The 561-nt window shown below is 34.8% G+C and carries 1 protein-coding gene; it reads left to right on the plus strand.

Annotation, left to right across the window (positions count from 1 at the left end; all coding sequences use genetic code 11):
* Positions 1–561: AMP-binding protein (locus AC1RRN_RS21450; RefSeq protein WP_492969258.1), on the plus strand; the 561-nt coding region annotated here is incomplete at both ends.

Here is a 561-nt window from a genome sequence, read left to right on the forward strand (position 1 = left end):
CCGGATGATTTGGCTTATGTGATCTACACCTCTGGAACTACAGGTAATCCAAAAGGAGTGATGGTGGAGCACAGAAACGCGGCTGAGTTTATTAATTGGTCCAGGTCAGAATTTGATTCATCAAAATTTGAAGTGGTATTTGCGTCAACTTCTTACTGTTTTGATTTATCAGTTTTTGAAATTTTTTACACTCTATCTGTAGGGAAGAAAATCCGCGTTGTAGAAAATGGATTAGACATTAAAAAATATTTAAACAGGGAAAACAAAATTTTATTAAATACTGTGCCCTCAGTAATAAGACAGTTATTAGATCAGAGTATTGATCTGGAAAACATTTGTTTTATCAATATGGCTGGAGAAATTGTGCCTGTTGATATTATTAAAAGACTTCCAGTAGAAAAAATGGAAGTTAGGAATTTATATGGCCCTTCAGAGGATACAACATATAGTACAAGTTATCTGATTCAAAACCAAGAAAACAGTTTTATCCCAATTGGTGCTCCTATATCGAACACCCAGGTTTACATTTTGGATGATTCCCTTGGAGTTGTTCCTGTTGGA

Source organism: Flavobacterium sp. GW821-FHT11G01 (assembly GCF_058808175.1).